The sequence below is a fragment of the Natronoglycomyces albus genome (assembly GCF_016925535.1).
In the GTDB taxonomy this organism is placed as follows: Bacteria; Actinomycetota; Actinomycetes; order Mycobacteriales; family Micromonosporaceae; genus Natronoglycomyces; species Natronoglycomyces albus.
This window is the reverse complement of record NZ_CP070496.1, coordinates 1,398,997-1,424,741: the sequence shown is the minus strand read 5'-3', so window position 1 is coordinate 1,424,741 and position 25,745 is coordinate 1,398,997. Positions and strand designations below refer to the sequence as shown.

Sequence of the window (25,745 nt, the reverse complement as noted above, 5' to 3'; positions counted from 1 at the left end):
CCAGCGTTATGCGCCACTGGCATATGACTAAAGGTTCAGCCTTAATCTCTCCTGCAAGGGATGTAGGGGTTGCATTCCTGATGATGTTAACAAGACTGTGGACTTTATGCAGACTTCGGATTTGACCCCCGGAGGGTTGACTTGTCGAGCTAGCTGCCGTTCGTTGTATTTCCTATCTTGTTGCAGCTAAGGATAGCGAACAATAGGGCCCCATACAGGGAAAATAATGCATGGACAAAAATGGGTGGATGCAAATATTCAATTGAATGGAAGCGGTAAAGACAATCAATGCCCATTATAATGGGAATGGGATCAAGTTCTTGCTTATTGTTTGGGGCTTTATTGATGTGTCACTAAATGGTGTTCGGGGTGTATTTCGTGTAGTGGGCATGGACGTCTCCGATGATCCTGGTCGGGAGTTTCTGGGAGAGGAACGCGATGCAGGTCTTTGCGTTGAACCGGTTTTCGAAGATGGCCAAGTGCCTGCACCCACTCGGGATCATCACGCTTATGGCATTGATGCCGAACCGCTACCCGGTACAGGACCGAGAAGGCGACCTTGGCCCTCCCGTACTTCGCCGCTGGGTCGGCTTCCCAGGCGCGTCGGCCGGGGCCGCTCGAAGGATAGGCCGAGCCGGGCCATGACCTTGCTCAGGCCCGGGAGGGTGTAGCGGACCCGCAGTACGCCTAGATGAACACGGTAATCTTCGCCCTTGTCCACACCGCCGAGCCCAAGGCTGTCGGGCGTGAACTCCAGCATGGCCTGACTCACCGCAGCTCCATGGGAGGTGTGATACCGCATCCCTGGACAGGCTTCGCGCCAGCCAGGCCCGAACGAAGTACAACTTCGCAGCCGGTGAGCGGCAAGTGCCGATGGACTTCGTCATCACCCCTACATTCCGCTGTCTCGTCGTCCACGCCCTCGCCCAGCACTGCGGCCATCATCCGCATCCACAACAGCTCATCGTCCGCGTCAAACCCCGGCTACACGCGCCTCGCGATCCCAACCACACGCGAACTGTTACATGGCCATATTTCTATCCGGCACGGGTGTTCATGTGCGTGGGAGAGGACGGAGTCATCCTCGAATACCTCAAATACTGGCCGACGAGACGATCCCAGCGCCACCAGGACACCGTCATCACACCCTGGCCGACCAGACAAGCATTCTCCTCGGCAGAAGTCCACTCACTTGATTGCTGCTGCGGCGAATGCACCCCCGCAGACAACCCGCTCACCACCGAAACGACCCTCAGAACAGGAGCACGGGCTAAGGCATTGCGGCCGGTGAGTCGTTCCAGCAGCCAAGCCGCCTAAGAAGTCTCGGCACCAACATTCCAGGTGAACTGACCGGTGTCTCTCCCTGCGCGGCGCTGTCTGAGCCGACCAGTGTAGCCGCTACGCGGCTGCGGTCGGGCCTTCAGACAGCGCCGCCCGCACTGGGCAAGGCACCGAACCATGATTGGAGATCAACATGGAAATCACCCAGATCCCACCCGGCCAACTCCAAGCCCACCCACACAACGCACACCGCGAACTGCGCAACATCGACCAGCTCGCCGAGTCAGTGACCTACAGCGGCATCATTGAACCCCTAGTTGTGCTTCCCGCCGACGAGGACCAACAACACACCATCATCGCCGGGCACCGCCGCCAAGCAGCTGCTGTGCAAGTCGAGCTGGAAACCGTGCCCTGCATCGTCCTTCCCACCACAGACGCCGACCAGTACGTCACCATGCTCGCCGAAAACCTACACCGTGACGAACTCACCGCAAGCGAGGAAGCCGCAACATACGAGCAGCTAAGGCTGCTGAACTGGGAGCCCGAACGCATTGCCAAAGCAACAGGACGTAAAACTCGCCGGGTTTCGGACGCACTGACCCTTCACCGTCTACCCGCCGAGATTCAGAAAGCAACCGACGAAGGCCAACTGGACCTCGCCACCGCAGCCGAACTAGCCAGCTTCACTCACGACCCGAAGGCACTGGCCCGCGTCATGAAGAAAGGGCAGGGGCACTGGGGCTTCCAACACGCCATCGCCGACGAACGCGCACGCCAAGAGACCAAAGACGCCACCGAACGCCTACGCGCACAACTCATCCTCGACGACATCCGCGTCACACCCAAACCCACCAACACCGACGGTAAAGCGGCCTACCTGCACATGCTCCTCGACTCGGACGGCAACGAAGCCACCATCGAAACAGCCAAACACCTACCAGGAGTCGCCGCCTACATCGAAACCATCGGCAGCCAACCACAAGCACGCTACTACTGCGTTGACCCCCGCGCCGCGGGCCTACAGCCACGAACCCGAACCCAGACGATCAACGAAACCGACGCCAACCACATCGACCAGGAAAACCCACAAGCCCAGGCCGAAGCCCACCGCGAAGCCTGGGAACGCGCCACGGCCGTCCGCCAAGACTTCCTCACCGGACGCTACGGCACCGCCAAAGGAGCAAAAACCCTCTTCCGCACCGCACTACGCACACTGGTCACCGCCTCACTTCCCCTGCCAACCACTTATGGCGGGCTAGCCGACTTCGCAACCCGCATCGCGGGCAGCCCGCTAGAGGAGCTACCCGAATCAGTCGGCATGGACCGTCTCACTCGAGCTACCGCAGCCCGCTGGCTAGCCGAACAAGAAGCCAACCTCTATAACGTGGCCCAGGACGGCTGGGGAGACACCGAAACGGCCCTGGCCTACCTCACCCACTGCACCACCAACGGCTACGAACTCAGCCACATCGAAACCCAACTACACGACGAACTCACCACCGACACCACGTCAGACGACACCTACGAAGCCGACGACCAGTCAGAGAGGGCCCCTGAACTAGCAACTGCGTAAACAACCGTTGGCCGGTGCACTCGCACCGGCCAACACCAACAAGAAATGTGTGTCCCTACATTGCAAGATCTGGACGCTTTTTCATGGTGCGAGCATTGAAGTTTTTTAGCTCCCTCATCTGCTCCCAGGTGAGCTCTTGAGAGTTGATGTCCAACTTGAATAACTGTGGGGCATGCTTCAGGCATACCACATCGGACGACCTATGGTCCTTGCCCCCAGGTCTTTCACGGGGTCAACGTAATCGGCCACTCTAAATGGAGGAAGCTCCACGCGATAGAATTGTTGATTTAGGGTTATGAGCATCACTGCTAGAACGTTTCCTGCGCCCTCAACGATATTGGAATTGAGGACAGTTCCTCCCATTGAATCAACCTTTCGGAAGAACCAATTTTGGATCAGAGCAGTTATCCGCGATTTAGGCCCCAGACGCAATACGGGCGCAGAATAACCGACAGGCCTATGCAGCAATTGGCGCGGCTATGGATAAGCGTGTTCATCCTGACCTCCTCGAACCCAAGGAGTATCCCGCCTGTAGGACACGATTCCCAGTGACCGACAGCAGCAATGACAAGTCGGTCACTGCAGTAGGAGTTTTTCTTGAGTTGCACGGATTACGAAAAATGGCCACAAGATCTTCTGCGGGCTTCGGTTCTTAGTTTGCCTTTGACCTTGATATTCGCATACAGGGCTTCCATTGGAACTATCGCGAATCGCCGCTCAATGGAGAGGAAGCGAGAACCTGAATACCCTCTATACGAACCACATTGATCCAGAATTGGTAATGGTCATCCCTACCAAATGCAACGCGTTCAGCATGATCCCGCCAGCCAGGAAAATCCATTTAGTCTTATGCGTTTGATTGAATACATGCATAACTAGGAAAATGCAGACGACGCCCCCCCAAAAAGGGGCAACGAAACCGACCCCGAGGACTATTGCCACACCAAAAATCAGAGTAGACAGTCTTCCATCATTTGCTATTTCAGTGTGAGATGGTTTTTGTTCGGTATTCCCCATAGACGCTCCCACCGTATACTTCTTACCTTCAAACATTACATTTTCAGATCTTCGATTTGATCAGATTCGAAAAATTCTGCGCACCTTCAACTGGAATCACTCTAAAGTATATTTAAAAGTCGCGAGAAGGCAGATCACTCTGGGGCTTATTCTAAAGTGCAGTTTTGAAGACTGCAGATGAATTATGCGCGAGAAAGCGAAATAACAGAAATCCCGGAAATTCCTTTAGAATAAGCCCCAGTTGATCTAGCTCATGAGGATGCAGCTAGTATTTTCTTATCTAAGCACCTTCAATTGGAGTGGCATGTTTAGCACCTACCCCCATTGATTTCCTACGGTTTCGTAATAGAGAATAGTTCCCGATGTATACAGATTGACATGAATGTAGTTTCCGCCAAAACTAAACCCGGCAGTTGAAACTGTAAAGTAAAAGTACTCTGAAATGGCCGGAGTCGATAGATCACTGCGCGGGACAGTGTTGCAGCTGTCGTGTTCGAGACCGACACCCGGGATCGTCCACCTCGTTGAGCATGAGTGAGATCCGGTCCTGCCGTTCTGAGTAGTAGTTGACCAAACCTGTCCATTGCCATCGAAGAAGAACGTTCCAACGTGGCGAACTGCGAAGAAGCCGAATGTATCGGTGTGCTGCTGGGTCCAACTACGGCTTTGAATATTCGAGGCCGTAGCATCGGCTAGCTTGACTCCCTCTTGGGACTTGAGTTCACCGTACTCATTAATGTCGGATTCTGAAACCGGTTCTGGCTCAGAGGCCGTGATGGTAGATGATGAACCGTCCGGCCACTCGACCTTGAGTTCGCCCTCCTCGTGTTCCTCGAAGCCACCGAGGAAACTCGTTTCGGGCTTCTCAACTTCTGACTGTACTGATGTTTCCGCGCTTGCCGCGACGGGTGAGAACAGAGCGGCTGCGACCAGCAATACGGCGCCAGCTACAGCAGGGTAGAATTTCTTACGACCAATCATTCATTCTCCAGATGCACTGTTTGGTTGTTTCAAGTGGCCTTGGCGTAGCAGCGCCAAGGCCACTTTGTGTGACCGTAGCGTACCTGAAATAATTTCATTGCTTTTCTTGGGGGGCTTCAGCAATCGTCAATGAAACTTACGAGCAATAACGCAATTGATGTTAGGGGTGTGGCAACCATCGATCTATGAGTTGTTTTGGTCTAACTGAGCGTTGTTGGGCACGGTTCGGGGTACGGTTCCATTGTGAAGCAAGACGAAATCGCTGGTAGAAAAGATGGAGGCTACACCAGGCATCCGGAGGGCTAGTTTCAGTTGTTTTCCCGAGCTGGTTTTCGTCTTCCATCCGATTCCACTGCGTGGCAATCGGTTTTCGATGGAAGCGACTGGTTTCGTAGCAACTGGACGAGTGCAGCGTCAAAGGCGACCTTCAGCGAGCGTAGGGCCTGTTCTCTAGGCGTGGAGTTGAGGCCGGCTCGGGCAACAAGTTCCTCCAGCTGAGTGAGGACGGCTTGGGGTACTGAGGCCCGGAAATGTGCGCTGGCAGTGAGGTCGCGTGCAGCGTAAGCATCGTCGGTGTCGAGGCCTTGCTGGCGCAATCGGTCAGTGAGGGCTTTGGTATCGCCGTGGTCGGTGGCCAGTTCGAGGATGCTCAGTCCGAGCCGGATGTTGAATAGCGACTGATTGTCGGGAAGTTCAATGCTTTGGTATTGGTCGGTGAGGGAATCGATAGCTGCGGGGTTCGCTGTGCCCTCAGCATCCGCGCAGCAGGCATCGAGGAAGCTGGCGAGGGCTCTTTCCCAGGGTGTGAGGGCCTGGGCGCTGGCAATCATGGCTCGGGCTGCGGCGGTATTGCCCGCGGTGTAGTGGCCGATGATGGCCGTTTGACGTCCGTCCAGCAGGCGGCGGCCCACCCCGTTGTGTTGTTCGACGGCGTGTAGGGCTTCTGTCCATCTTCCGGCGCGAGTGAGGGCTCGAGTGCCATCGGACAGTAGCGCGATCCATAGCCGCTGCCGGGCCGCCATACGGCTTTGTGTGTTGGTGAAGAACGTAGCGAAGTCGATAGCCACCGAGTCGATGATGCAGGCGGTGGATTCGGATACGGCTTTTAGGGCCTGGTGGAGGATGCGGTACGCCTCGTCTCCGTTGCCGTCGCGGATGGCTAGGCGAGCCAGATTGATGACTGGCTCCATAGCCAGGTGGGTGGTTTCTTCGTTCAGCGGCGCTGTGCTGGCAAAGGCATCAAACTGTTGCCAGCACATTCTTCGAGCGAGGTCTGAGACTCCGATGTCGCTGGCGATGAGCGCGGCGAGGTTAAGCGCAGCTGAGGCGTCGGTGGTGGTCCTCACGTTTCGGGCACGGGTAGCTACATCTTCAATGCGGGTGGCCAATGGTGCACAGATCGGGCGTGCCCTCGGGGTGAGGGGAAACCACAGTGCCAGGGACTTCATTGGCTGCTCCGCTGCTGGGGCACGTGTGGCAGCGTAAGGCTCGCGGCATGGAGGCTGAAGACGGCGTCTCGTGCCGCAGCGGCTAGGCGCCGCTGGTCGGTCAGGCGCAGGCCGATCCGGTTCCACGAGAAAAGGACGATGTGGGCCAGTACCGCTCGTAGACCGCGCAGGAGTGCGCCCTTGCTGCCTAGCTCTCGCAGACGGGCTCCGGCCAACCGGTAGGAGGCAAGCCAACTGTCCACGAGGTCTGCTTCGGACTCGTTGAGTCGACTCAACGCTGTGTTGGGGTCGGCGGTGATGAACTGACGCACTGTCAGTGCGGTTGCATCGGCGACATCGGGTAGATGATTGTTGCTGCCGCGCATAGCCGCCACGAGGGCCCAGATGTCGCCGCACTCGAACCATTCTTGTTGAGCCGCTCGCATAAGGGCCGTGTTTAGCAGCAAGGACAGCTCACGTCGTCGGTCGACAGCCCCAGGTGCAGTCAGGAGTGCGAGGTACCGGGTGAAGTGATGGGTGTCCTCAGCGAATAGGCGGTGAACCGTCTCCATAGCCGCATCGCCTCCAAAGGCGACCGTTTCAGGTTCATAGATGCACTCGGTCACGTCACTGACATGATCGGCGATCGCGGCTCGGGCGAAGATGTCGCCAACAGCGCTACGGGCCACTTCTGGCGGTATTGGTTCAGCGGGCGCGTACCGGATTAGCCAAGACGGTGACTTCCGAATGAGGAACCACCCTGTGAGCGTGCCCTTCTCTACCTCGTGGTTCATGCGAGGTCCGAGAAGGTTGGCCCATACACGTTCGGCGTGGCGCGGGTCGTTCCAACACACGACGGTTTGCAGCCATGGGCCCGCAGAATGACTCGTGTCCATCATTGCGGCCCCCGTGGCGCAGCCAAGAGCAGAGCCGAATCCCACGTTGACCCCTCATCGATCGGAGTCCCTGCCTCGTGGAGGACTAGCGCGACTCCGGCATCTCCGTCGAGGAATCCAGACTCGACGGAGTCTGCGGTCAGGAGGCGGTGGAGGATGCCCGGGAGAGCTTCGACCAGCTGGGTATCTTGTGCGTCTTCAGCGGCGCGTTGCGCGATGCGGTATAGCCCAGCCAAACCGTGGCAGAGGCCAGAATCGGTCAACGTGTTGCGTTGGTCCTCATCGGCCAAGCAGCGCAGCAACGCGTCTTCAGCGCGGCGTTGGCGGATCGGATCGCGTAGCGCGATGGCGGCCATCTGTAGAGACCGGGCGATGCCGGGGGCGCCGTAACACCAGCTTGAACGGCCGGGACCCGGTTGAGAGATATGGCCGTCTTTGACGTCGGTGAGGGTGATCCATTGGGGCCACCATCCGTTTTCGTGTTGCCAGGCGTCATAAACCGCACAGATCAGTTCAACAGCGTCGCGGTGGCCCGGAACGGTGATCCCAGTTCGCATGGCGATGGCGAGCAGGGCCAGGACGCCACCGATACCGTGGGCACATCCGAGGTTGGCGTGGCCTGTGGGAAAGGCATCGGACTGTCCCAGATAGGGGTCGTGGTTGGCCCACCATCCTGGAACTGTCACCCCGTCCAGTTTCAAGGGCCTGGTTAGGTCGACAAGATAGGACAGCACTTCACCGGTGAGCTTGGCCGTGGGCTCGGTGTGTAGTAGATAAGTTCCCAGCCCGGTGAGGCCAGAGAGCTGCCCGAACTCCACAAACGATCCGGGACGGTTCGCTTTCATGCGTTGCTGGGCTAGGTTCAAGCGCTCGGCAGTGATCTCTTTGGCTCGCTGGTGCAGCTTTGTCCATTGACTCTTATAGAGTGCGTGTGCCCCGGTGGTGTGCAGAGAGAACGCCAGCGCTGGTGTGCCGTTGAAAAGGTTGGACGCTGCTGAGGAGTTGATCGCCGGGTGGATGCTGGTGCGCAACCATGCGTGGGCTCTTGCTGAGTCACCTTGTTCACGGCGGGCGCGTTCCAGGTGTAGCAATGCGACACCCAATTTTCCCGCACCCAACGATTCATGGGTTGCCTCGTGGCGAAGGTTGACCGTTTCGGGGTCGGCCAACGCCTCGGCGATGTGCTGGGCGCGCTCGGTTGCGGTCATGGTGGCTTCGGGAGTGACAGTCATGGTGTTCATGCGTGGCTCCTGTGGTGACGGGCCCGGCTGGATAGCGCGGCGTTGCGGGCGAGCCGTAGGCATGCGCGTTCGCTGTCGGTGTCGATGCCGATGGCGCGGATGTGGTGCAAGTGCAGCAATGAGGACAAGACCGCATTGCTGGGAGCTTGGTGGGTCTCTAGCAATGCGCGGCGGTAGGCGGTGAGGGCTCCTCTTCGCCGCTGCCACGCCGCCATTACCGCTTGGCCGGATTCGGACTCGTCCAACGGGCCATCGCCGGGAACGCCGTCGTTTCTGAGGTTGTCCAGTTCGGCAGCGTGGACACGATTCAGTGGCGCACCGGAGCGGTTGACGTGGTCAAGCAGCCAGGTGGTGCCGTCCTCTCCTGAGGCGGTGAAGACCTCGGCCATTTCGATGAGGCTGGCGGCACATAGTGCTTCATGGGAGGTTCCGGTTACTTGAGCGTGACGGATCTGGGTGAGGGCGACAGTAGTGTCGGTGGCGAACACGTCCTCGGCTGCCGACATGACTTCGCCGTATCCGTACCTGCCGGTCTCGGGACGGTAGGTGTCCAACGTCAGGTCACGGATTAGGCCACGTGTTCTCATCGCTGCCGCCCACGTCCCCAGGCGCTCAACAGCCTGTCCGTAGGAGGTCGATTCGTCTAGCCGGATACGTAGACGCAAGTGTGGGCGAGGGTCAAGGTAGCGCAGGAACCACCAGCTCGGCGAAGTTGGCCAGGAGGAAAACAGCTTGTCGGTGTCAGTGGTGAGTAGTTCGTTGAAGCGGGAGGGGTGGGTGTAGATCTTGGCGTACAGCCACGAGCTTGCGCCGGGGATATGTTCTTCGGTAGACCGTGAGAGCCTCGGAGCCTCGGTGGTGCCTCGCGGCGGGGGCTTCGGGGAGGTGTCTGTGGCTAGTGGGATGGTGATTTCGTGAGCGCGTCCGTTGATCCACCCGAGGTCGGCCTCCGTTGGAGCCTCCCGCAGTACGGCCGTTCCCTTGCGGTCGATTTCGGTGCGCAGCAGGACTAGGTGGGCCTCATCGTTGAGGTCGATGCGCACCCGGATGTCACTGTTTCCTAGGTAGACCTGGTCGGGAAGCTGGAGACGTTTACGTATCTCGTCCCAGTGCTGTATCCATTCGCTCCAGGAACTTCGGTGGCCAGGAAGTTGGGCAGGCTCGATGCGCCAGCGGGCAGGACTAAGGATGCTGCGACCTAGGCGCAGGCGTGGTAGGACCGGTAGTGCGGCGGCGGCTCCCCAGTCAAACGTGGCGTATGTCGAGGTGTGGGCGCGGGGCAGCTCGGCGAGGAAACGCTGGGTGGGGTGCATTCGTGTTGTGGGTTCGACTGCGTTGGGTAGCAGCGGTTCCACCACGCGACCGTTGAGACGGTTTACCAGAAACATCCGGTCGATCTCGGCGCTGACGGCCAAGTCTTCCAAACGCGCAGGTTCCTCGCCGGTAGGCCACTCACTTAGGCTGATGTGGTCGGGCAGCATACGCGGGACGCGGGCGACGTTGCACGTCGACGCATACAGCGGCGGGCCGGACAGTTGCACTCGCTGTGCCCCCTCGATCATCGTGGGCAGCTCGTTCCATGTTGTCGCGATGCGCTCTCGCTCGGCGGGGTCCAAAAGGTGCAAAAAGCGCCCCTCGGTTGTGCCGACGCTGCGGGCAGCGCCATCGACGCCCAACACGTAGCGGCCGGCGTTCATGTCCTCGCGGCTGCGAGCGCGCACGTGGAAGGCCAAGCCCACATGGGGCGCCGGTACAACGTCCTCCGCAGCTAGCCCGGCCAGATCATCGGTATTGAGGTCAACGTCCAACTGCCCCTCGCAGACAGTCCGGTGCGCCAAAGCGATAAGGGACCGGTCGCGGTCAGTCAAGCTCGGGGAGCTCCGCGCATACAGCGAGTCGCGAAAACCAGCGGGAAACCCCACACCCGCCACCGGGTCCAACAGTTCGCCCAGCGGCACTATCGCGCCTATGCCATACCGTTCCAAGAACACGTCGCGGTAGTCAGCCCACGAAGGCGATCCGTTCGGGAAACGGCTCAGCCGCAACAGTGCCACAGCGGCCTTCTCAGCTTCGTTTACTACCGATGCCGGGATGCCCACTCGTGCGTCGAGGCGCATATCCACCGCCAGCGGATTGCTCTGGCGGGTCCTGACATGCTCGGCCGCTGAGCGCAACGCAGTTCGACAGGTGCTGACCTGTCTTGCCTCAGAGACCGCATCGAGGTGACTGCGCATTTGGCGTGCTGTGGCAAATGCCGCTGGCTCTCCCTTGGCCTGGTCGGGAAGCGCGTCGAGCAGGTGTCGTAGTGGGTCCGGCTGGCTCATCGGTGCGCGCAACTGTGAGAGGAGGACACCTTGATCCATCAATGTCCTCACCAACGCCGTGATCTTTGCTCCAGCGGCCCAGGGAAACCTCCGTGCGAGAGCGGCTATGAGCTCTTCGCAGCTCACCGGTGTTTGTGCCAACTGCCGTACCGCCTCCACCGCTGCGGTGTGGCGCAATGTGACCTCACGCGGTTCACAGTCTGATGTCCGAGCAATCGACAGCAGTGACAACCGGCCCGCCTGAACCCTAGCCAGATTGTTCGCCACCACCCGAAACCTGGGGAAAAGTTCCCGCTCACACTCCCATATCAACTGCTCGAGCTGCACCGCCTCAACACGAGCCATCACCTGGTGAGCAGCCCCCATCCGAGCGACAGCCTCATCGGTGAACCCCAGTGGTGCCACACCGGCGAAGAGCCCGAACGGGGTCGCCCGCGTGCTAGCGCGCAGGGCATACCGCAACAGCGCAAGCGCTGCGCGACGAACCTGACGTGAATCACTGACTGTCCCCGTCAGGATCGCGTTGATGCGAGTGGTCAGGGCAGGAGAGGCAATCTCGATGGCTGCGGAGAAGTCCTGACACGCCCAAATTGAGGCAATCCAGTCTCGCTGAGAGGCCGCCGCATTGGCGTCAGTTCGCCGCAACGCCACGGGTGGTTGGGAACGACTCATGGGAGCAAAGGCTGAAATGCGGATCAGGGCCGTCTCAACAGCGTGGAACATTCTGGCCTCTCTCAGGGGGTGGGGTGAACGTGCTGGCACCGCCGGGAGCCCGGTGCCAGCACGTGGGAATTACATGCAGGAGACGCAGGCCGACTGGCAGGTGTGCCCACAGTTGTCGCTGGTGTCGTACAAGATCGCGCCCAGGTCAGGGCCGGACTCGATGAGCGTGATGTCAAGCTCGAACTCGTCGTTATCAATTGCGGTAGTCGTATCGGAATTCATGTCACTCCTTACAGAGGCCAGTTAATGGGTTAGTTCATTGCAGCGGCGCAGCCTAGGACTGCGGCCAGGAGACAGTGACGCGGCTGTGAGGCTTTTCCACCACCAAACCTGGCGGCAAATCGCCATCCAGCGTGTCTTTGGGGTGGACCTCGAAGTGAGGCCGATGGTGCCGGAATCCGCGGTCCCAGCTGCGCACGTGATGGACCAGCCGCTGGGCCAAAACGGCGCCGCGTGGACCGTGTCCGTGAGCGCCGAACTCGAACTGGGTGCGCTCCTCATCGATGGGGCGCATCGCCAGATATGCCAGGGAGTCACGGTCCCAGGTAGCCGACATGCCCCACCGCAACGCCAAATTGACGCGGCCCGAGGCGATTCCCTCATCGGAGGCGGTGAGGTACCCGTAGCTGTGGAGCCTTGTGGCCAGATACATGTCCAGGTCATCCCAGGCGACCATGCCGCCGACAGTGACACCCGACCACTGATCGACCCGGTCACTCTCCAACGCGCGTCGCAGGCAGACCGCTTCGACCGGTTGATGATCATCAACCCGTAGCGCCACATGCTCTGCGTCGAGGGAGACCAGTCGCTGACGAGCCTCAGCCGCTCCCTGGATAGGAACAAAGCCACACAGCTCGAACTCGGTGCATCTCAACGTGTTTCCATCGGGCACAAACACGAAACTGCGGGCCAGCCCTCGCAGACGCAACGGAACAACCAACCTGCCATTTGCGGCCAGCTGCTCAGTCCATGCCGGAGGTATATCCGGTGCGCTGACGGTGACGATGATGCGGTCAAACGGCCCGTACTCGGCCGCCCCGTACTCACCGTCAGCGCATACGACCACCACCTCGTCATAACCGGCCGCGTCCAGTCCCTGGGTGGCGCGTTCACACGCCTCAGGGTCGATATCGAGCGTGACGACGCGCCCCTTCTTGCCTACGAGTTCCGAAATGAGCGCCGCGTTATACCCACCAGAGCCAATCTCCAGCACCCTCATGCCCGGCTCAATCTGAGCCTGTTCGAGCATCGCCGCTTGCAACCACGGAGCTGAGACCGAACTCAACGGAGTGCCATTCTCATCGCGTTTCATAATCGGCGAGGCCGAGTTATCGTAGGCCTCTTCCAAACTCGCCCCCGGAACAAACAAATGCCGAGGAACAGTGCGCACTGCCTCCAAGATCCGATCAGACACCGAGGTGCCTATGGCGGAGCGATTTTTCACAACCGCTTCAGCCAAGGCCTCCCTTAGTTCCACAGCGGTCGATTCGGTCTCGGTCATGTCAGCCTCCCGAAGCGCGTGAGCGCCAGCGATCGTTTCCTCTGCCGCGCCAATCGACACCCCTACACACATGGGCTTGGCACGGCATACATTCGGGGCCACCGGGCCCGTGCACATATGTTGCTCCCCGCCTCAGGCGAAAACCAGGACATCCACCAGACATTTGCCGGACATCTACAGACGACACATCAATGACTCACCGAGCTCACACCTACGCCGATCATCACCGTCTTCAATAGTGAGCAATCCTCCAACACTCGGCCGGGCAGAAAACCTCACCGACCACATTCGGCCGTAGTATCCAAGCCAACGAGGCAACTTCGCTGAAAGCCCAAGAGATTAACTAGACAAACCCGGATACGCAGCCACCGTGTCCGCACACGGGAAAAGGTCAGGCGTCGTTGACGCCTGACCTTGACATCTAGGGTGTGTTTTTGCTGTTAGAGGCCCCTTCAAGCCAGGACGCGAAACCAACGAATACTCGGCCGCGCACTACGAGCTCTAGCGATCAAGGGCCAGCGACTATGCGGCGTCTGAGCGCGTATGCGGCAACGGTTCACCGTTTTCTAGATACATAGTGGTCCCTGCCTGTATCGCGTGCCCGATTCGTCGGGACAGCCGCGCTGGTGTGATGGCCGCAAGGCGTTCGACGGGTTGATAGGCGTAGGACTTCAGCTCTGCGGCGGGCAACGTGATGGCGTCCTCTTGTTCCGCAGTCAAAGTGCCGCCATCGAAGATAAAGAGGATCTTATCGCCTTCGTTTGCAGCCGGAGCCCAGTCAACCACCAGAAGCTCGCCGAGCGCCACATCGATGCCCAGTTCTTCGCGTACCTCACGTCGACACGCCACACTGGGGCTCTCACCGATCTCGATATACCCGCCCGGTAGATCCCAGTAAGCCTTGTAGGTCGGTTCAACCATGAGCACCTCACCGGCCCGATTTCGAATCAGAGCACCAGCGGCAGCCCTGGCCACAGTAAAGCGACCGGACTCATCATGCGTTGCCTGAACCGGCACTTTTAGTACTCCCCATATGCGTGGCTAAGCGGACTCAAGGTGCATTCGTTGTGCAAGCGACACTACCTTGTGGTTGTGCCCATGACTGGACAGCCACGACTCGACCAGTTGTCGACTGACGCGGTGGTTGCGGATCTGCTCCGAGGCGTCCGCCTCAGCCTCGGTCAGTACCGCAACACCCTCATCTACCTGCCCCACAAGCGAATGGGCCCGGGCCAGCTCAATAGCATGCCGGGCACGGCGTTCACTAGGCAGCGACTGCAACGAGGCGATAGGGGCCGACGCGATCGCCTTCCGCGGCTGCCCAAGTTCTACAGAGGTCACAACTCGGTGGATGGCCACATTTGTAGGCCCAAACGCGGTCCACAGACAATTAGCGTCGCGGCCCAGCCTCTGCGCGATGCCCTCAGCCCGATCGAGGAATCGACCGGTGAGTTTAGCGTCGCCTTCCTTAGCCGCAGCAACAGCCGCAACCAGGCACACTGTTCCCTCAACCGAAAGTGCATCAGGTGAATCGTCCCTAGAAAGCGCAGCCGAGGAGACAATCGCGCTCTCAGCGAGACCTAGCGCGTTAGAAGCGTAGCCAAAGGTCAACAGAGTGTGCGCCTGGCTACGCTTGATCGACGCGAGAACCAGTGGATTCTCAGACCGCTCAGCGGCACGAATCCCCTCGTCAAGTGCGTTCAATGCCGGTTCCTGGTGCCCCAGCTTGGTGAGAACTGTCGAGGAAAGCTGGTAGGCAAACCCCAATAGGCGTTCGCACTGTCGGCGGTCGCCAGCGTGAGAACTATGAGACTGCAATTGTGCCAGCAGGCCAGGCAGACGCTCCACAACCGACTGATAACGCGACGCCTGATACGAGGTCCACAAAGTAGATAGCTCAACTTCAAGAGCACTAACCGAGCTGGGCAACAGTGCAGTAGCAAGCGCTGGCACGGCTGAGAGCAACGACCGACGTCTCATGCTCTCACCTCCGCCACACAAACAAGACTCGAGCCCAGTGCCGTCCTGACCGGTAACCGCTGGCTCGATCTGGAGCATCCGCATCAACTCGTCGATGTCGACTTTCAACATCTCGGCGAGAGCGCGCCGAGCCCACGGCCTGGGCATGGACTCGGTGGTCTCCCAACGTCGAACCGTCATCGGGTCGACCCCAATCATGGCCGCCAAGTCTTCTTGGGTCAACGACAGCTGGTCTCGACGCACCCGGAGCTGATCTCTTGCCATGGCACTCTCCAGGAGAAGCTACTGGTTGTCGTGTTTCGATCACGCTATCGCACATCCTGTCGAATGGAAACGGTGAGCACCTATCCGGGCTGCAACGCAATTTTCTCGGCCGTGCCCTCGACGGGCCAGCGCAACGACCGAACATCAACAGCACATCTAACGGCTAGTCACACGTTCTACGTAGCTTCACTTTCCTATTGACTGTCGCACTGCACAAGGTGCCGATTTCGTAGAACGTCTAGATATTCGGCGAAGATGTCTAGTAGATGTCCTGGCGCAGCGTTTTGGTCGGCGGAAAAATAGTGGCCAGGTTCAAACGAACAATTGCGAAGTGAGACCTCGCTTAGAAACGGTACCTAGCCGCCGGGCGGACAGTTCCCAAGTCTGAGTCGTCCTCGATGCTTCTGCCAGCCCTAGACCACGAAAGCACCAACAACCCCTAATGGAATCATTTTATCTAGCACTCCTTATTGCCGGTTGCATCGCTTCTATCACGGCCCTCTGTGCCTGGAACTGGCTCTGTCGGCGCGACATCCACATCACCACGATCAGCATCGCGCTCATTTCATGGGCGCTCTTCGTCACCTTGGTAACCATGGATGAATAGCTCCCGATGTGGCCCCTGGTTCGCACCCAAACGCGGGGCCGAGTCTCCGCCCAAGGCTGGCCCGTTGTGCGAGTAATGGGAGGACCGAAATGTCTCCGGGTTCTGACAGCGGCTGTGCCGCCCCAAAAACGTGGCGAAAAGCTACCCTAAATGGCGCTTGAACTGCGTCAACACTTAGATATAGGATCGTGAGATGGTTCGTCGAATTGAACTAAGCGAGGCTAGATCCCGTGCAGGACACACACAAGAGTCCCTAGCTGAAGCGCTTCACGTTTCCCCAAGGACAGTGGCCCGGTGGGAAGCGGGAACAAGTTCGCCGTATCCAACTACTCGACGTGACCTGGCCTCGGAACTAGGGCTTAGCCTTGACCAACTAGCCTCTGTCGTTTCAAACAGCAATGACGCCACGAGTTACCCGAACGCAGCGTGGTCGACGACCGATCCGGTTCGCGCCGCTCATGGTTGGCTGATGGACGACGTTCCCCAACTAGCAGGAGCCACCAGTGTTACACAGCGCATCATTACCTTGCGCAGACTTGACGACACCGTTGCAGGTAGCCAGATGCTTCCGATAGTGCTCAATGAAATCGAAGCCTGTCGTGCCGCTGGCCCCTCGGCTGAGCTATACCAATTGGCAGGATGGATCGCGTCTGACCTTGGGCAATATGCCCTGGCAGAGCACGCATACCTCAAGGGGGCCGATGCAGCCCGTGCAGCTGGCGACATTGGACTAACCGCACAGTTGTTCTCATGCTTGGCCTACCAAAAGACAAATATCTCTCTAGACCCAGAAGCGCTTCTTCTAGCCCAAACTGCAGCTCAGGGCACAGACGGAAAAACGGGGCCCTTGGTTGAGGCTCTTATACTTGAACGAGTTGCCTGGGCAGCAGCTAAACAACAAAACAGTTCGCTCACTTTGCGCACACTCGATAAGGTCCAGCTCGCATACGAGCGACATCAGCAAACGAAATCAGAAACTCCTGATTGGACCTACTGGCTCAATCAATCTGAAATCGACATCATGGCGGGACGCTGCCTGATCGCACTGGGAAACCCAGCGAAAGCGGCCCCCTTGATCGCTAAAGCTGTTGCTGAATATCCCCCAGAGCACATCCGAGAAGTCGCGCTGTACCAAACGTGGCTGGCAGAAGGGTACGCACGAGCTGGCAACCGAGACAGTGCTGAGGAAGCGCTCGCAAATGCCGCCCAACTCGATGTTGACTCCGAACGTGTTTCTCAAAGACTGAATCTGGTCAATTCCATACTCGAGCCACACCTGGCGTAACGCTCTGAGACGTAAATGTCCAGCAAGCTCTCCTTGGTAAAAGTCCCGAACAGTCGCTAGTTTGACCAGCTGGCTGGCAGTGTCGTGTTCACATCACCCACGTTGGCTACGTGGTCTCACTTTTGCGAAATTCGACCAGTTCGTTTCTCCCGTTCGGGGTCTTCTTAAGCTTCTCGACTACAGCCATCGCGCGAGCGTGCTCATCATAGACACGCGAACGGCCCCCTTCGTAAGAGGTGAGAGTGACGACCCAAAGGGCCGCGCGATGCAGCGTGATCTGCCGATGCGTCCACGAACGCGAATCCTCATCAGCCCATCGCGCGTGTAGCTCCGACCCTGTAAAGCCTTCCAAGTCAACTCGCTTCCCACGAATGCGACGGAAGTTCAACAGCTCACCTTCAATGCACATGATTGAAACACTAGTACGAATATCACTAGTTTTCAAGATCATTTTCGCATTCAGGTAAGGGGCCTGGAAATCTCGAAACTCCCCCAGGCCCGCCTTCGCGGCGGAACCTACTGAGACACCGAACATACCCCGCATGCGGTCATTTGCGCAGCTCAAGGGCATGTTGTCACCTCTATGCGTACCAGATGTCCGGTAGATGTCACGACGATGTCCTGGTGCCATCGACAGCAGAGCGGAAACATGGTTGCCACAGTCAACCAACATCGAGGTGAACGATGACATGGGAAGCAATCGCACCAGATGAGGCTCGGACACGACTGCTGAGGCATCTGGACCACTGCCGCCGTTGTAGACGCGCGGATTCATCAAACACGTGGCTGCGCTTGGCATGGTGCGGCTCAGGACGTCGCCTACGCGACAGGCGTAACCAAGCGGTAAAAGCATCCATAAAAACAGCAAAAACGCAGGCGGTGGGCCAATGTTGAAACGCCTACGCCAACGCCGAGCCCGTAGGAAGGGCCACATAGACATTCCCCGGATAGTCGCATCGGCGGAACCACTGACACAAGTTCTGCCCTTGATTGAGCCCGACCATGGCACGAATGAAAATACCGGAGACATCACGATCGGACAGCTACGTTTCCGGGTCTCACAACGCACCGCCGAGACAGCCAGCCTGGAGGTACTCCGCCCTCACACAGGTTGGGTGTTCTGCGGCGTCGCACTTCACCTCGATGTCGCCCCACGCATCGTACTCGGAGAAGTGAGGGACGCGGGCAAACCCATCCTAGACCCGGGATGGCCATACGCACCACAGCTATTGGACATGGTGCGTCGAAACAATTTGAAGGTGGCTATCAATGCTTAGGGTACGCATAGGAGGGTTCCCTCTATTGTTGGAGCGTGACCCGCACCGGCCACTGGTGACGGTCAGAGTTCACGACGGCTCGCGATCAATAGCGGCACTCATCAAAGTCGCAGACCGTCAATCAATACTGCTCGCATCGCGCCTTGGAGCGAATTGGTCCGATAATCCAATATGGCTAGATCACCTATTCCAAGCCGCACAGCGATGCCCTAAGCGCCTATCAACGAACAGCCAGGTGGCGCATGTTTAAACCGTTGGTCGTTCACACTGTGCGGGTCAAACAGCGTCTACTAGAGCTTGTTACGCGTCAAGGTCTCCATGTAGTCGAGGTTCGGCTTGCACTTCCCAAACCGGCCGAAGCTGGAGCAGCTGTAGGCACACTGGTAGCGATCGTGTCCAAGGTCGACACCAACCCAGAACTGCGAGCGCTTCCAGTAACTGCGCATCTGTGGCCAAACGCTGCCTGGCGCGACGAGCTAGAAGCCCAAGTCGTGGAATTTTGGCAACGTGTCAACGCTTCTAACCAAACCCGCGATGATGAAACGAACAAGTAGAAACGTTAACCAAACCAACCGCACCGCACCGCACCGCACCGCACCGCACCGCACCGCACCGCACCGCACCAACAAGTTAAGAACCCTCTCAGGGTTACGGGAAAGCAGACTCCGCCGCCCCGGGCGTCATCTACATTTCGTTCTGAACCCTCTTAGGGTGATGAGCAACCCGAGGCCACGGGCAGCATCGTTCACCCTGCCCTGTTCTGAACCCTGAAACGGTTCAGAACTTAGACGGTGGTTTTTAACGCCGTTAAAATTCGGCTGGTTCCTTATGGCCCTGTGAGAGTGCAGAACGCGAGTAGGGCGTGTCCATCTGGTCTACGTTGACTTCGATTGCTCGGGCATGGTCAGCTCTTCGACCCGTCGCCCGGATCTGCCCTCTCTGGCCAACCCTCCGCGCGCCGCGTTGGCAAGCACGCTACCCGGCGGCCGGTGCCGACCGCTTCGCTGCAAGGCGGCCCTTGCAAAGCAATTCCCAAGTGAATTGCTTCTGGGGCCGCCTTGCGTCGCCACCGGGCTCGCCGGGTCAAGGAAGCGTGCCCAACGCGGCATCGCCACCGAATGATGCCCGGGTCAGAGAAACGGAGTACCGGTAAAGCAGCGGAGAAAATCACCTACGACATAAACCTCGACCAATACCTTACGTCCACATGACTTCGGACCCTCCCCTAAACAACCCAACGTCAGCTGGCCGCCCCACGATGGGGTCGGCCAGCCGCTTTTTATCTGAAAGGATCGCAGTCAATGACTGACCCGAAACTCGAGAAAGTCCGTGCGCTGCTCACGAAAGCAGCTGACGCTGCTACCAGTCCTGCCGAGGCCGAGACATACACAGCCAAAGCAATGGAATTGGCAGCCCGCTACGGTATCGACCAAGCCTTGCTCGAGGCCCGCCAGGGAACAAGTGACAACCTCACCAGCACCAAGGTCGACATCAACGCCCCCTACGTCGTCGACAAGGTCGGACTCGCCGCTGGGGTCTTCGAGGCGTTCCGGTGCGCAGTGGTCCGACTCCATAAGCCAGGAGTTTCACCTCGACGTGCAACGATCCTGCACGCCTTCGGGCACAAAACCGACATCGACCAAGCCCTCATGCTCTTCGGCTCGCTACTGATCCAGGCCGACCGAGCGCTTCGGGCCGCACCGGGACCGCTCCCCGGCGAGAACACCTCAGCCTACCGACGCACCTTCTTCGCGGGATTTGCCATTACGGTAACCAAACGACTGGCACAAGCACACCGTTGCGCCGCGAACGACACACCCAGCACCGATGAGTCGGTAGAACTAGTACTGGCGGATCGAGCCCAACGCTCCCTGGACGCACTGAACGCGGAATACCCACGCACTCGAACCGCAGGACGCCGATACCTCACCGGCACCGGAATCGGGCACGGGCAAACAGCCGGGCAGCGCGCTGACATAGGCGGCAAGAGCATCGACAACCACTAAAGAAAAAGCCCGGCAAACGTACTGGGGTGGGTTCAAAGCTGATACAGCGCTGAATCCACCCCCAAAGCCATAGGCCCTGGGGTGAGTTAGGAATGTTCGATAGGCACTTTGGACTACTCGACCACGCGAACCGGCCGAGATCCCAAGACGCAAAGAAAGGCAACATGGCCATCCGTGTCCGCGCAATCATCCACATCGGCGACAACGCCATCCTGACCATCAAACGCACCGTGCCCGACCAAACACCATACTGGGTGCTACCCGGAGGCCACGTCGAGCACTCCGATCCAAGTCTGGAAGCCGCACTGCTGCGCGAACTAGGCGAAGAACTCGGCGAAGAACTCGGCGAAGGAACAACCTTCACAGTCCGACCCCGGCCCGTCCTATGCCTCACAAGCCAAGACACACAATTGTTCTACTCAGTCCACCTCTCCAGCCCCAAGGCTGGCAAACGCACCGGGCCAGAATTCACCGACTCAACCCGCGGCCGCTATGACCTCGACATCATCCCCATCGAAAACCTGCGGGACTTGGCACTGCTACCTCCCCGACTCAAAGACTCCCTACTCGAAGCCATCACCAGTTTCGGGACTCTGCGGAACATGCCCACCCTCAACCAGACCGACCTGCCACGCCTAGATGACTTCGACCGGGTGCGCAGTGCGAGTGCCGAAAGCACTGACAACCGTTATCAATTAGCGGATGCGGAGAGACCACCCAGAGACGATCGAGCCCACAAACTCGTCTGGTTAGTATCGGCTAATGTTAAAACGGGACGACAAGTCCCACGGACAAATGACGGACAAGAGAGGCCGCTGGATACAAGATGAATCCAGAAATGCCCCTCTGACCTGGGATTTTTGGTCGGGACGACAGGATTTGAACCTGCGACCCCTCGCTCCCAAAGCGAGTGCGCTACCAAGCTGCGCCACGTCCCGTTACTAGAGTTCTGTGAACCGTTAGCAAGGATAGCTTATGGCCACACAGCTTCGCGACGAGGTTTGGGCCACTATGGTCGGGCCAACTCGTCGGGCCGCTTTGAGGCCGACACATTGCGGCGGGCCGGGAGCACGGTCCGTCCCGCCGCAATGCGGCTACCAGGGCGCTAGCCGTTGAGACCGGCGTGCAGTCCGGTAATCAACTCGCCATCACGGTCTCCTGAGAGCTCCCAGAAGAACACGCCGCCAAGGTTGTGCTCCGCCGCCCACTGGGCCTTATATTCAGCCGTTGCGGGCGTGTCGTAGCTCCACCATTCGCCATCGCAGAAGCCGTAGGCGGTTCCACCGACGGTTTCGGTCGCTGGGCACCGCTCGATCAGGTCCTTATAGCGGTCCGCACCAGTGGCGGCTCCGGTGGCGGGGCTGCCTGGCTCTGAGCTTTCCACGCCTTCCCACCCTCGACCGTAGAAGGGCAGACCTAGCAGGAGTTTCTCCTCGCCGATGCCCATGTCAATGAGCTTGTCGATCGCATTTTCACCGCAGAACCCGGCGATGGGAATCCCTTCGTAGCAGTGCAGCGGCGAGTGAGGAGCCACCGGTCCTTCGGGTTGCCAGGATCCAAAGAAGTCATAGGTCATGACCATGTAGAAGTCGATGAACTCCGCCGCACCGGCGTAATCGGCGTTGTCGAGCTTGCCACCGTCACGAGCGTCGGCGCTGATGGCGGCAGTCAACCAGTCGGAGCCAAATTCGTCGCGCAGGGCCGACATGAGAGCTGGGTACGCCTCATACGGGGCCTCCGAGCAGGTCAGGCCGCAGTCTCCCGGGTATTCCCAGTCGATGTCGATGCCGTCGAACACGCCATCCCACTGCGGATCGTTGACCAGGTCGAAGCACGAACTGGCGAAGTGTTCGGGGTCCTCTGCCGCTTCGTCGAAGCCATCCGACCACGTCCAACCGCCAAACGACCACAGAACCTGAATGTGAGGGTACTGCTCTTTGAGCTTCAAGATCTGATTGAAGTTGCCTTTGAGGTCTTGGTCGGGATCATCGGCAATGCCGTCGACCGATTCGTGGGCCTCATAGGGGCGCTGAAAGTCGGCCCAGGGGTCACCAATGGTGCATTCTCCGTCTTCGACGTTGCCGAACGCGTAGATGATGTGTGTCAACTTCTCCGCCGAGCCGGTCTCGACGATGTCTTTGACGTTGTATTCACCCCAGTTGGTGTAGTAACCGGCGACAATGGCGTCCTCACCGGGAGTTTCCTCGCACGCGCCGAGGTGTTTCCAGACTCCCCACTCCCCTGTCGTGCCGGGCTGTTGGAGCATTGTCCACCACTTGGCTTCGTATTGCTGGCCCAGGTGACTCACGCGGTCTCCGGCAACGTAGACGGTGTGAGTCTGCCATTGCTGGTATTCACATGTGGTCGTGGTGGGCTCGGTGTCACTGTCACTGTCGCTGTTGTTGGCGTATGCGGCCGGGGCGGTCGCCAGCAGCAAAACGCTGACGGCGAGGGCAACCAGACCACGTTTCTTAAAAGTTGACACGCCAACCTCCAATCCTAAAGATATTTAACAGATAAGCTTGTTTATAGATAAGTACGTTCCGGTAGTCAATGGCCCTAATCGGAAATCCAGACTTCGAGCATCCGCACTGCAAAAAGCACTGCGGGGCGGCATCGCTACCTCACCTGCCACAGAAGTCATTGGCTCGCAGGTCATCGCATAAGTGGGGCGGAGGATGTATCCTCCGCCCCACTCTTGAGCAGCGCCAGATTACGTTGTACTTAACTAATTGAGACCGTTATTGAGCGCCGTGATCAATTCGCCATTTCGGTCCCCGGAAAGCTCCCAGAAGAACACGCCACCTAGACCTTGAGATGCGGCCCAAGCTGCCTTGGCCTCCATTTCAACAGGCGTGTCATAGCTCCACCACTGGCCTCCACAGTAGGCATAACTGGTTCCGGCGATGGTGCCTGTGGGCGGACAATTCTCGATCAACACCTTGTAGTCGTTGATCCCCTGCTCATACTCGCCGGGAGCGGGCCCTGTGGCAGTGCCACCAGGTTCTGACTGCGACACGCCTTGCCAGCCACGACCGTAAAAGCCCAGCCCCAAGAGAATCTTCTCGTCAGAGACTCCGAGGCTGCGTAGCTTGGAAATCGTCGCTTCGGTGCAGAACTCAGCGATCGGGATGCCGTCGTAGCAAGAGAACGGCGAGTGCGGCGCCGTCGGTCCCTGCGCGGCCCACGCGCCAAAGTAGTCATACGTCATGGCCATGTAGAAGTCGACGTACTGACTTGCCGTGCCGTAATCGGCCGCGTCCAACTTCTCACCATCGCGAGGGTCAGCCGGGATCGCGGCGGTCACCAGGTCGGAACCGAACTCATCACGCAATGCCGACATCAGGTTCGGGAATGCCTCGTAAGGGGCGTCCGAACAGCTCAGTCCACAGTCGCCCGGGTATTCCCAGTCGATGTCGATACCGTCGAACACACCATCCCAACGCGGATCGTTCACCAGGTCGTAACACGAACTGGCGAAGTGTTCGGGATTTTGGGCCGCCTCATCGAAGCCGCCGGACCATGTCCAACCGCCAAACGACCACACGACCTGGATGTGTGGGTACATTTCCTTGAGCTTCTTCAGCTGGTTGAAGTTTCCCCGCAGTGCCCCGGGGTCCCAGGTGTCCGCTACGCCGTCGACTGATTCGGAAGCGGAGTAGAAGCGGTCGTAGTCGGCATATGAGTCGCCGATGCGACATTCTCCACCTTGGACGTTCCCAAAGGCGTACATGATGTGGGTGAGGTGCTCGGCGGAGCCAGTCTCCACGATGTCTTTCACGTGGTAATTGCGGTCGTAGACGCCCCAGTTGGTGAAGTAGCCGATGTTGTAGTTGTCGCCGGGGGGAGGCGGAGGGTCGGTGGGGTCATCGGTCGGGTCGTCCGTGGGGTCATCGGTGGGGTCATCGGTGGGGTCATCGTCGCCCTCACAGGGCCCAAGGCCGTTCCAGACGCCCCATTCTCCAGTGGTTCCAGGCACTTCTCCCCGAGTCCACCACTTTGCTTCGTATTGTTCGTTGTCGTGGCTAACGCGATCGCCGCCGACGTAGATTTCGCTAGCGGACCAGGCGTCGTACTCGCACGCCGCTTCAGCCGTCCCGGAATTGGCATAGGCAAACGCGGCCGGCACGGAACCGACTGCCATAGCGAATGCGGCAACGAGCGCCACACGTCGCTTTGTGAGTCTCCGCATGACAACCTCCCATCATCAGTAAAGAGCCCTAATAGATAGATTTCTTTATAAATAGAGAAGGTCATCAATGTCAAGGCTTAACCTCGGATAACGCCAATCAATCTCAGATTTCCGCCTCATCCCGATACCTGTGTTTCACCAGCTGTACTACGAGCCGAAAGTTGCTGAGGTCTCGTTGTCACCCATTACTGCCCATCCGGGTATGTATGGAGGGCCACTAGCCACGGCCGGTCGCCCCCCTCATCGCGCAGCTCTACTCTTTCGTAAAGCTCAGCGCCAAACGGGCGAAGTCATGCTGGCCAAAGCCCGCTTCCCGCTGGCGCTCCACCATGCCGCGCAACAAATCCAGCAACGATGTGTCGATGTCTTGCGAGGAGGCGTTGGCCGCGATGATGTCCAGTGCGTTGGCCGTAAAATCCAGCGTCTGCTCCGTACCGGTCTCGAAGTTCCCGCTGTCGACCACCTGCGCCACGTGCGGCAAGGCATGCGCCATCGCGCCGAGGAACTGGCTCATGCCCGCGGCCAGATCTACTGCGGTCAGACCATCCTTGGCCACCACGGCCGCACCGTGGAGGAAGCCGGTGAACATCGTGTACATGCCGGTCAACATCGCTGTGTCGTACAGTGACGCGGTGCCAGGCTTGGGGCCGAAGTACTGACTGGTGCCGAGCTGTTCCAGAATGGATAGATGCCGGTCATAGGCGCTAGCAAGTCCGGAGTAGAGCAATAGGGCCTCATCGTGGCCAATGAGGTCAGGGGTCGCCATTATCGCTCCGTCCACATAGGCGATATCGTGGGACTCAGCCCATTCAGCCCAGGCATTCGCCTGCACGTCGGTACCGGTGGTGAGGTTGACAACAGTCTTACCGCGCAGGTGTGCGGCAAGTGGCCAGAGATTTTGCTCGGCGATGTCATAGTTCAACAGCAGGATGACAATGAGTTCAGAGGCGTCGATGGCAGCCGCCAGATCCTCGGCCACGACGGCTCCGCGTTCACGCAGCGCTTCGGCCTTGGAAGCAGTGCGGTTCCACACGGTCACTTCATGACCAGTCTCGATCAGGCGGGCGGCCACAGCCCCACCCATCGAGCCGACTCCAATCACACTGATCCGCGTTCCAATTTTCGACATTGTCTTCTCCCAAAAGGGTTGCAGGAAGGATCCCCTGAGCA

At 58.8% G+C, this 25,745-nt stretch carries 20 protein-coding genes, 1 tRNA gene and 1 pseudogene; 7 read left to right on the top strand and 15 right to left on the bottom strand.

From position 1 onward, the window contains the following. Nucleotides 1-508: 508 nt before the first annotated feature. Nucleotides 509-772: a helix-turn-helix domain-containing protein gene (locus tag JQS30_RS06035; protein ID WP_213172469.1), complete on the bottom strand. Its 264-nt coding sequence runs from the start codon at nucleotides 770-772 to the stop codon at nucleotides 509-511. A gap of 702 nt (nucleotides 773-1,474) precedes the next feature. Here JQS30_RS06035 and JQS30_RS06030 point away from each other — a divergent pair. Next, nucleotides 1,475-2,854 (top strand): ParB/RepB/Spo0J family partition protein, encoded by a 1,380-nt coding sequence (locus tag JQS30_RS06030; RefSeq protein WP_213172468.1) that lies wholly within the window; start codon nucleotides 1,475-1,477, stop codon nucleotides 2,852-2,854. 1,332 nt (nucleotides 2,855-4,186) lie between these two features. Here the strand turns inward: JQS30_RS06030 and JQS30_RS06025 are convergent. The 9 genes from JQS30_RS06025 to JQS30_RS05985 all read right to left on the bottom strand — a co-directional run bounded on the left by JQS30_RS06025 (nucleotide 4,187) and on the right by JQS30_RS05985 (nucleotide 15,208). Continuing rightward, on the bottom strand, nucleotides 4,187-4,852 hold the full coding sequence (locus tag JQS30_RS06025; protein ID WP_213172467.1) for a hypothetical protein: 666 nt from the start codon (nucleotides 4,850-4,852) through the stop codon (nucleotides 4,187-4,189). Between the two features lie 308 nt (nucleotides 4,853-5,160). Next, on the bottom strand, nucleotides 5,161-6,198 hold the full coding sequence (locus JQS30_RS06020) for a hypothetical protein (RefSeq protein ID WP_213172466.1): 1,038 nt from the start codon (nucleotides 6,196-6,198) through the stop codon (nucleotides 5,161-5,163). A 98-nt stretch (nucleotides 6,199-6,296) separates the two neighbouring features. Next, nucleotides 6,297-7,175, bottom strand: coding sequence for a thiopeptide-type bacteriocin biosynthesis protein (locus JQS30_RS06015; RefSeq protein ID WP_246498134.1), 879 nt, complete (start codon nucleotides 7,173-7,175; stop codon nucleotides 6,297-6,299). Then, nucleotides 7,175-8,416, bottom strand: coding sequence for a lanthionine synthetase C family protein (locus tag JQS30_RS06010; protein WP_213172464.1), 1,242 nt, complete (start codon nucleotides 8,414-8,416; stop codon nucleotides 7,175-7,177). The genes JQS30_RS06015 and JQS30_RS06010 overlap by 1 nt, the downstream gene beginning before the upstream one ends. Further along, nucleotides 8,413-11,412: a lantibiotic dehydratase gene (locus JQS30_RS06005; protein ID WP_213172463.1), complete on the bottom strand. Its 3,000-nt coding sequence runs from the start codon at nucleotides 11,410-11,412 to the stop codon at nucleotides 8,413-8,415. The genes JQS30_RS06010 and JQS30_RS06005 overlap by 4 nt, the downstream gene beginning before the upstream one ends. A gap of 120 nt (nucleotides 11,413-11,532) precedes the next feature. Then, nucleotides 11,533-11,685 (bottom strand): FxLD family lanthipeptide, encoded by a 153-nt coding sequence (locus tag JQS30_RS06000; RefSeq protein WP_213172462.1) that lies wholly within the window; start codon nucleotides 11,683-11,685, stop codon nucleotides 11,533-11,535. 52 nt (nucleotides 11,686-11,737) lie between these two features. Next, nucleotides 11,738-12,964, bottom strand: a complete 1,227-nt coding sequence (gene fxlM / locus JQS30_RS05995) for a methyltransferase, FxLD system (RefSeq protein WP_213172461.1) — start codon at nucleotides 12,962-12,964, stop codon at nucleotides 11,738-11,740. A 522-nt stretch (nucleotides 12,965-13,486) separates the two neighbouring features. Continuing rightward, on the bottom strand, nucleotides 13,487-13,939 hold the full coding sequence (locus JQS30_RS05990) for an NUDIX domain-containing protein (protein WP_281398803.1): 453 nt from the start codon (nucleotides 13,937-13,939) through the stop codon (nucleotides 13,487-13,489). Between the two features lie 66 nt (nucleotides 13,940-14,005). Then, nucleotides 14,006-15,208, bottom strand: a complete 1,203-nt coding sequence (locus JQS30_RS05985) for a helix-turn-helix transcriptional regulator (RefSeq protein WP_213172459.1) — start codon at nucleotides 15,206-15,208, stop codon at nucleotides 14,006-14,008. Nucleotides 15,209-16,008: 800 nt separating this feature from the next. Between JQS30_RS05985 and JQS30_RS17790 the strand changes: the two are divergent. Both JQS30_RS17790 and JQS30_RS05980 read left to right on the top strand, forming a co-directional pair. Continuing rightward, a pseudogene (locus JQS30_RS17790) lies at nucleotides 16,009-16,182 on the top strand (helix-turn-helix transcriptional regulator); the annotation flags it as partial. A gap of 102 nt (nucleotides 16,183-16,284) precedes the next feature. Further along, a complete protein-coding gene (locus tag JQS30_RS05980; RefSeq protein ID WP_246498082.1) occupies nucleotides 16,285-17,100 on the top strand; it encodes an NsdA family TPR-like regulatory protein in 816 nt (271 codons plus the stop codon). A 106-nt stretch (nucleotides 17,101-17,206) separates the two neighbouring features. Here the strand turns inward: JQS30_RS05980 and JQS30_RS05975 are convergent, their stop codons facing one another. Further along, nucleotides 17,207-17,509: a hypothetical protein gene (locus JQS30_RS05975; protein WP_213172457.1), complete on the bottom strand. Its 303-nt coding sequence runs from the start codon at nucleotides 17,507-17,509 to the stop codon at nucleotides 17,207-17,209. Between the two features lie 577 nt (nucleotides 17,510-18,086). Here JQS30_RS05975 and JQS30_RS05970 point away from each other — a divergent pair. From JQS30_RS05970 to JQS30_RS05955, 4 genes are all read left to right on the top strand, one after another. Beyond that, complete coding sequence (locus tag JQS30_RS05970; protein WP_213172456.1) at nucleotides 18,087-18,377, top strand: hypothetical protein; 291 nt, start codon at nucleotides 18,087-18,089, stop codon at nucleotides 18,375-18,377. A 242-nt stretch (nucleotides 18,378-18,619) separates the two neighbouring features. Then, nucleotides 18,620-18,931 (top strand): hypothetical protein, encoded by a 312-nt coding sequence (locus tag JQS30_RS05965; RefSeq protein ID WP_213172455.1) that lies wholly within the window; start codon nucleotides 18,620-18,622, stop codon nucleotides 18,929-18,931. A 747-nt stretch (nucleotides 18,932-19,678) separates the two neighbouring features. Continuing rightward, a complete protein-coding gene (locus tag JQS30_RS05960) occupies nucleotides 19,679-20,383 on the top strand; it encodes a DUF2786 domain-containing protein (protein ID WP_213172454.1) in 705 nt (234 codons plus the stop codon). 164 nt (nucleotides 20,384-20,547) lie between these two features. After that, entirely contained in the window at nucleotides 20,548-21,213 is a 666-nt protein-coding gene (locus JQS30_RS05955; protein WP_213172453.1) for an NUDIX domain-containing protein, read from the top strand. A gap of 31 nt (nucleotides 21,214-21,244) precedes the next feature. On the opposite strand, the gene JQS30_RS05950 is transcribed toward JQS30_RS05955, so the two are convergent. The 4 genes from JQS30_RS05950 to JQS30_RS05935 form a co-directional block, all read right to left on the bottom strand. Next, a tRNA-Pro gene (locus tag JQS30_RS05950) sits at nucleotides 21,245-21,321 on the bottom strand. 167 nt (nucleotides 21,322-21,488) lie between these two features. Continuing rightward, nucleotides 21,489-22,868: a glycosyl hydrolase family 18 protein gene (locus tag JQS30_RS05945; RefSeq protein ID WP_213172452.1), complete on the bottom strand. Its 1,380-nt coding sequence runs from the start codon at nucleotides 22,866-22,868 to the stop codon at nucleotides 21,489-21,491. Nucleotides 22,869-23,111: 243 nt separating this feature from the next. Further along, nucleotides 23,112-24,575 carry a glycosyl hydrolase family 18 protein gene (locus JQS30_RS05940; RefSeq protein ID WP_213172451.1) on the bottom strand — a complete coding sequence of 488 codons (1,464 nt, stop codon included), beginning with the start codon at nucleotides 24,573-24,575 and terminating at the stop codon, nucleotides 23,112-23,114. 253 nt (nucleotides 24,576-24,828) lie between these two features. Continuing rightward, nucleotides 24,829-25,704: an NAD(P)-dependent oxidoreductase gene (locus tag JQS30_RS05935; RefSeq protein ID WP_213172450.1), complete on the bottom strand. Its 876-nt coding sequence runs from the start codon at nucleotides 25,702-25,704 to the stop codon at nucleotides 24,829-24,831. Nucleotides 25,705-25,745: the final 41 nt, after the last annotated feature.